This is a genomic window from Paenibacillus sp. AR247, from assembly GCF_002968895.1.
GTDB classification, from domain to species: domain Bacteria; phylum Bacillota; class Bacilli; order Paenibacillales; family Paenibacillaceae; genus Paenibacillus_AQ; species Paenibacillus_AQ favisporus.
This window is the reverse complement of sequence record NZ_PCZT01000009.1, coordinates 1300626-1307363: the sequence shown is the minus strand read 5'-3', so window position 1 is coordinate 1307363 and position 6738 is coordinate 1300626. Positions and strand designations below refer to the sequence as shown.

At 54.4% G+C, this 6738-nt stretch carries 6 protein-coding genes and 1 pseudogene; 6 read left to right on the top strand and 1 reads right to left on the bottom strand.

Annotation, left to right across the window (positions count from 1 at the left end; all coding sequences use genetic code 11):
• Positions 1-404: pseudogene (locus CPT76_RS37380) on the bottom strand (hypothetical protein); the annotation flags it as partial.
• Positions 405-651: 247 nt separating this feature from the next.
• On the opposite strand from CPT76_RS37380, the gene CPT76_RS39675 reads away from it, so the two are divergent.
• The 6 genes from CPT76_RS39675 to CPT76_RS41415 all read left to right on the top strand — a co-directional run.
• Positions 652-1791: an AraC family transcriptional regulator gene (locus CPT76_RS39675; RefSeq protein WP_258168436.1), complete on the top strand. Its 1140-nt coding sequence runs from the start codon at positions 652-654 to the stop codon at positions 1789-1791.
• The gene (locus tag CPT76_RS39670) at positions 1688-2038 is read left to right on the top strand and encodes a GH39 family glycosyl hydrolase (protein WP_258168628.1); all 351 of its coding nucleotides are present in this window, start codon (positions 1688-1690) and stop codon (positions 2036-2038) included. Before CPT76_RS39675 ends, CPT76_RS39670 begins: the two co-directional genes overlap by 104 nt.
• Positions 2035-3183, top strand: coding sequence for a GH39 family glycosyl hydrolase (locus CPT76_RS39665; protein ID WP_374954645.1), 1149 nt, complete (start codon positions 2035-2037; stop codon positions 3181-3183). Before CPT76_RS39670 ends, CPT76_RS39665 begins: the two co-directional genes overlap by 4 nt.
• Positions 3184-3354: 171 nt before the next feature.
• Entirely contained in the window at positions 3355-4587 is a 1233-nt protein-coding gene (locus CPT76_RS14180) for an MFS transporter (protein WP_258168435.1), read from the top strand.
• A gap of 39 nt (positions 4588-4626) precedes the next feature.
• Positions 4627-5577 (top strand): glycoside hydrolase family 3 protein, encoded by a 951-nt coding sequence (locus tag CPT76_RS41420; RefSeq protein ID WP_308737583.1) that lies wholly within the window; start codon positions 4627-4629, stop codon positions 5575-5577.
• Positions 5565-6738, top strand: a 1174-nt coding sequence (locus CPT76_RS41415) for a glycoside hydrolase family 3 C-terminal domain-containing protein (protein ID WP_308737582.1), incomplete at its 3' end; no start/stop codon positions are given. The genes CPT76_RS41420 and CPT76_RS41415, both read left to right, overlap by 13 nt.

Here is a 6738-nt window from a genome sequence, read left to right as displayed (position 1 = left end):
TAATCTCCGACTGCGATCATATCTGCGTGATTATAGAGATACTCAACGGTTTCAAGCGACTGATGGCCGCTGATCCGGTTATACGTCGTCCAATTGATCCCTGCAATTTGCCGCATCATTTGAGCCACTTTCTCCTCATCGCCAATGTCTGTCCTGGAATAGATTTCATACAGCGCTTTTTCCGCGGCGATCTTCCCGCCTCCTTTGGGAATTACGGCCGCTTGCAGGGAACCGTTCGTCCCGGATTGACCGGCCGAATCGGCGGAAGGCTGCTGCCCGGAAGTGCTGGAGCTACTTGGCGCAGACCCTGTAGTAACGTGATTTGAATCCGAAGAATCGGCACAGGCGCTGAGCGATCCGCACAGTATCGCACACACGGCAAACAACGTAAATTTGTGGTTCATCAGAAATCTCAACCCTTTCTTGTATATCTGGATACATATTCCAGACGGTATAAAGGGATAAAAGTTGCTGTGGACCGGGAGAATTAACAAATTTATACAGCAGAGGAAGAGAAAATTATCGTATCGGCATCCGTCAGCAAGGCCTTTTGACAACCCATCTGCCATAGTCAGAAACCAAGCGTTACTTATGAACTAACTTCATCTGCTATAATTAGGTCTAATGATGCGTTAAGGAGGCCGCGCAAGTATGGCGAATTCAGTTTTTGAGCTGCTCGAGATCGATGACAGCCTTCCGTTTGACGTATCCCTGCATAGTGTGAATTACGTGCCCAGCCACTGGCATAACAGCGTTGAGATCATTTTTGTGCTGCGGGGAACGCTTGAGGTTTCGATCGACACGGTCAGCCATACGCTCAAGGAAGGGGATGTGCTGCTGATTAACCAGCATCATGTCCATGAGGTCATTGGCCTGGACATGAACATTATTGCCACCTACCAAATTCCAACCGCTTATTTGAAAGAGCATATTGCAGGTTTTGAGGGCTTTTCCTTTGCATTTCAGGCCAGTAAGGCCGGGCCAGAATCCCGCGATGCCGTTTCCCGGCTGCGCCGGCTGCTTGCCGAGATGGTCCAGCTCAAATACAAGCAGACAGAGACGTACGAACTGGAGATGCAGGCCGCGATGCTTGGCATTCTTTCCATCCTGGTCAAGCAGTTCAAGGTTCCGCTGTCCGAAGGCGGTATCAGTGAGCGGTACATGGACCGGATGCTGCGGATTATTACGTATATCGATAACCATTACCGCGAGCCCATCACCCTTCAGTCCATCGCAGACCGGGAGTTTCTGTCCGTGCCTTATTTATCGAAATTTTTCAGCGAAAATATCGGACTGAATTTTCAGGCTTATCTGACCAGCATTCGGTTAAAAAATGCCGTCGAGGATCTGCTGCGCCAAGAGGAAATCCCCATCGCCGACTTGGCCATGTTTCACGGTTTTCCGAACGCCAAGTCGTTCTATTCCGCGTTTAAGAACAGATACCATGTGACGCCGAACGAGTATCGGAAACAATACCGGCCGGAGCCGGGAAAGAAGAAGGAAAAATCGACTTCGAATTATATGGAGTTCAATCAATCCAGCGCTCTTGGGATTATCAATCAATATCTGGAGCGGGGCGCATCGCCGGGCGACAGGGAGGTGCATTCGTTGGAAACGCTCACCCGCCAGGTGGATGCGGCCGTGAGGACGCAGGCGATATCGCATACGTGGAAAAACTTGATCAACGATCGGCAAAGCCAAGGAAGGACTTCATGCCGACGTTCAGCGGCAGCTCCGTTACGTTCAGGAGCGGTGCCCATTTCGCTTTTTGCGTTTTCACGGCATTTTTGATGACGGCATGATGGTTTACAACGAGAGGGAGGACGGGCAGCCCGCCTACAATTTCCGGCTCGTCGACCAATTATTTGATTTTCTGCTCTCCATTCATCTGAAGCCGTTTGTGGAGCTCGGGTTTATGCCGTCCGCGCTCGCGGCCGATCCGGANAAAGGGCTCATTTTCGCAGAAGCTATACAAGCCCGCCAAAGTCACTCGACACCTGGTGCGAGCTCATTGACCGCTTTATCCGGCACTGCATGAACCGGTACGGTCCGGCGGAGGTCGAGAGCTGGATGTTCGAATTTTGGAACGAGCCGGAGCTCGAGGTGTACTGGCCGGGAACGGATGAAGAGTACTTCGAGTTGTATTCCCGAACTTTCCATACGATGAAGAACATTTCGCGGAATCTGCTGATCGGGGCGCCAGGGCGGATTATAACGCTTCGCTCCAACTTGTTCAGCGAGCGGTTTTTTGCCTTTTGCCGGGAGCGGGAATGCCTGCCTGACTTTATCCCGTGCCATTTTTATCCGCATGAAAATCTCGAGGGCTTCTTCGAGCCGGATGAGGAACAAAGCGAGCTTCGCAAACTGGAGCCGTACCGCATCCTGCTGGAGGAGTTCCGGGGCATTTCGCCGAACCCGGATTATTTACGGGACATGCTGACCCGGGAGAAGCAGCTTCTTGAAAAGGAAGGCCTGTCGGACCGCGAGATATACCTGACGGAATTCAATTCCACGGCATTTCACAGGGAACTGACCAACGATACGCTGTACAAGGCGGCATACATTGCGAAAAATTTGATCGATAATCTCGACCGGATTCAGGGCTTCGGCTACTGGGTGCTCAGCGACAATATCGAAGAAACGTCGGCATCCCCTGCGTTGTTCCACGGTGGGCTGGGACTGATCGCCCAATACGGGATTCCGAAGCCGGCTATGTATGCCTACGAGCTGCTGGCCAAGCTGGGGGATCAGCTTATTGAACGCGGCGAAGGCTATATTGTGACGAAGAGCGCGAATGCCTATCAGATTCTGTGCTACAATTACTGCCACTTCGATGACCTGTATGCCCTGGGGGATACTTCGTTCGTAACTCCGACCAGCCGGTACAGCGGGTTCAAAAACGAGAGAACCGTCAAGCTGGAATTCCAGCTGGATGGAATAGACAGCGGCAGGTATACAATCGTCCGCCGATCCTTGAACCGGTCGAGCGGGAGCAGCTTTGACGTATGGGTGGAAATGGGTGCACCGTCTATCATGACCGGGGAGGATCTGCATTACATCAAGCAGAGATCAGAGCCCGGTCGCCATATCACCCACGTCGATGTGGAGAACCGCCATATGACCTGTACCTTTACCCTGGAACCGCACGCAGTCGAGCTCGTCGAGCTGATTCCGGTCATTTGACGCGGGTGTTGTGTCAATTTTTAACCTGAATTTTCGCTGTGTGAAGTGAAACGCTTACAAATGAATTAAAAATGGCCATAAAAGACTGCAAACCGCCGCCTCTCCTGAGCTGGGCGGTTTGTTTTATAATTGGTTTGTAAACGTTTTCAATCAATGAGGAGGTCAACCCATATGGCTAAAGCAAAAATTATCGGTCAAACGATCACGCCATTCAAACGGCTCACTTTCGGTATCATGTTCGGATATGCCTGCATGATGCTGGCTCTCATGACACCTGCAACGCTTCTATTAACTTTTAAAATGGTCGAAATCGATCCGAACGGCTATACCTCCTCCTACGGCTTGGTATCCGGGATTGGCGCCTTCTTTGCCTTAATCGGCAACCCGCTAGGCGGAGCGATCAGCGACCGGACCAACATCTCCTTCGGCCGCCGGCGCACATGGATTCTGCTCGGCCCGCTGTTTGGCTGTGCCGCCCTGCTGTGGGTCGGAATGTCCACGCAGATCTGGCAGATCATCATCGGCTGGGCGATCGCCCAATTGTTCTTCAACTTCGGCATGGCCGCGTACACAGCGCTGATTCCTGATCAGGTGAAGGAAGAGAAGCAGGGAACGATCTCCGGGCTGCTGGGTACCGTGTTACCGGTAGCTATGGCGCTGGGCATGGTGCTGATGACGGCCATGACGGACGCCTCCTCGACGACGAAATGGAGCCTGCTTGCGGCCATCGGGATCGTGGGGCCTATCATCAGCCTGTTTATTATCCAGGACGGAAAAGTACAGATCGAACACATGGCGCAGGAAAAGATGACGCTTGGCGAAAAGTTGAGCAGAGTATATCCAAATCCGCGAAAATTTCCGGCGTTCAGCTGGGCGGTCGTATCCAAGTTTCTGTTAATGATGGGGTACTGCAGCAGCTTGTACCTGACCGTTATGCTGGTTAACCGCATGGGCTATAGTGAAAGCGCTGCAACCGCAGCCGTGGCTACCATCAACATCGTGTCCATGGTGGCGATGGCGATCACGAGTATTTTCGGCGGCGTCTTATCCGATAAGTTCCGCAAGCAAAAGCCGTTCCTGTATATCTCGGCACTCATTATTATCGCAGCCATTCTCATCTATGCCTTTATCGCGCATAACACGGCATTTATCGTAGCATCCGCCGTGATGGGACTCGGGTTCGGCTGTTTCACGGCGGTTGATATGGCACTGGTTTCGCGAATCCTTCCGAACAGGAAGACGCGGCCCGTAGCCAACGCGCTGCCGCAATCGATCGTGCCGGCCATCGCACCGCTGCTGCTGAACATCGGCGGCTGGTCCTTCTTCTATATCGTGCTTGCGGTCTGCGTCGTGCCGGGGTGGCCGCGCTCAAGCCGCTGCCTGAATCGGGGAGCACGCTGGTGAAAGTAATCCAACCAATCTGGAAATGGGGAGAAGCGTATCATGAAACGAAATCTGACAGACATCATCTCTCAAATGACCTTAGAAGAAAAAGCCAGCTTATGCTCGGGGCTGAATATGTGGCAGACCAAACCGGTTGAGCGTCTCGGCATTCCGCCCATTGTGATGACGGACGGTCCGCACGGCCTGCGCAAGCAGGCCAACCCCGGGGACATGTCGAGCAAGACGGTACCGGCCACCTGCTTCCCGAGCGGAGCGGGTCTGGCCTCTTCCTGGGACCGCGAGCTGATCCGGGAGGTCGGCGCCGCGATCGGCGAGGAGTGCCAGCAGGAGGACGTGCAGATTATCCTCGGGCCTGCGGTCAATATTAAGCGGTCACCGCTATGCGGCAGAAACTTCGAATATTTCTCGGAAGATCCGTACCTGTCCTCGGAAATGGGCGCGAGCCATGTGAAAGGCGTCCAAGGCCAAGGCGTTGGAACGTCGGTGAAGCATTTTGCAGCCAACAATCAGGAGACGCTGCGCAACTCGATTAACGCCGTGGTCGACGAGCGGACACTGAACGAAATTTATCTGCGCAGCTTTGAGGGTCCGGTCATCGAGGGTGATGCCTGGACCGTGATGTGCGCCTATAACCAAGTGAACGGCGATTACTGCTCGGAGAACGATTATCTTCTGAACCAGGTGCTGAAGCAAAGATGGGGCCACGGCGGACTGGTCATGACCGATTGGGGCGCCATCAACGAACGGGTGAAAGGACTAAAGGCCGGACTGGAGCTGGAAATGCCTTATGTTGGTCCGGAGCATGACATGATGATCGTAGAGGCCGTTCGATCCGGAGAACTGGATGAGGCCGTGCTGGATGAGGCCGTTCGCCGTCTGCTCACTGTCATATTTAAAGGATACGACGGTAAAAGGAAGGCTTCACCTACGATGCGGAAGCCCATCACCAACTTGCCCGGCTGGCGGCCGCGGACTGTATGGTTCTCTTAAAGAATGAGGGAGGCCTGCTCCCGCTGAAGCCGGAGCAATCGGTCGCCGTCATTGGCGCATTCGCCAAGCATCCGCGATACCAGGGCGGCGGCAGCTCGCACATTACTCCGACCCGGATGGACGCTCCGTTTGATGCAATTGCGGGAATGTCTGCTGACTGTGCGTTTGCCCCGGGCTATCTGCTCAAAGGCGGCGAGGCCGACGACAGCTTGATCGAGGAAGCCGTGAAGCTGGCGCAAAGCAAAGACGTGGCCGTCATCTTCGCCGGCCTGCCGGATTCGTTCGAATCCGAAGGCGTCGACCGCACACGGCTGGATATGCCTTCCTCGCACATCCGCCTGATCGAGGCGGTCGCGGCGGCGCAGCCCAACACGGTTGTCGTGCTATCCAACGGATCGCCGGTGACGATGCCTTGGCTTCCGCGTGTCCAAGCGGTGCTGGAAGGCTATCTGGGCGGGCAGGCGACGGGAAGCGCAGCGGCCGACGTGCTGTACGGGAAGGTGAACCCCAGCGGCAAGCTGGCGGAGACGTTTCCCGTTCGGCTGGAACAGACGCCGGCGTTCCTAAATTTCCCGGGGGGCATGAGCGAAGTGACGTACGGGGAAGGCTTGTTCGTAGGCTACCGGTATTATGAAGCGAAAAAAGAGGAGCCGCTTTTCCCATTCGGTTACGGTCTTAGTTACACAACCTTTGCTTATGAGGATATCCGGGCTGACCGAACGTCTATGAAGGATATCGACACCGTCAACGTGTCTGTTACCATTCGCAACACCGGTGCGGTTGCCGGCAAGGAAATCGTGCAGCTGTACGTCAAGCCGCTGGAGAGCCATGTCGTCAGACCGGTCAAGGAGCTGAAGGGGTTTGCCAAGGTTCATCTGCAGCCGGGTGAAGCGAAGACGGTCCATTTTGTGCTGAATCAAAGGGCTTTTGCCTACTTCAATACCAATATTCATGACTGGTTCGCCGAATCCGGCGCTTACGACATCGTTGCAGGTCCATCATCGGCGGATACGCCCCTGTCCGTCACCCTGAGCTTGGAATCGACTGGGATTCCATTCCGCAAAGTGGGGCGCAACACCAAGTTCTACGAGCTGATGGCCATTCCCGAAACGGCTGCGTTTGCCGAAGAAGCGATGGAGGGCAGCCTGGAGCGGCTGAAAC

Bases quoted from the DNA above. Each gene is read 5' to 3' on its own strand.
- CPT76_RS39675 (WP_258168436.1), top strand. From the start codon at position 652: ATGGCGAATTCAGTTTTTGAGCTGCTCGAGATCGATGACAGCCTTCCG.
- CPT76_RS14180 (WP_258168435.1), top strand. From the start codon at position 3,355: ATGGCTAAAGCAAAAATTATCGGTCAAACGATCACGCCATTCAAACGG.
- CPT76_RS41420 (WP_308737583.1), top strand. From the start codon at position 4,627: ATGAAACGAAATCTGACAGACATCATCTCTCAAATGACCTTAGAAGAA.
- CPT76_RS39665 (WP_374954645.1), top strand. From the start codon at position 2,035: ATGAACCGGTACGGTCCGGCGGAGGTCGAGAGCTGGATGTTCGAATTT.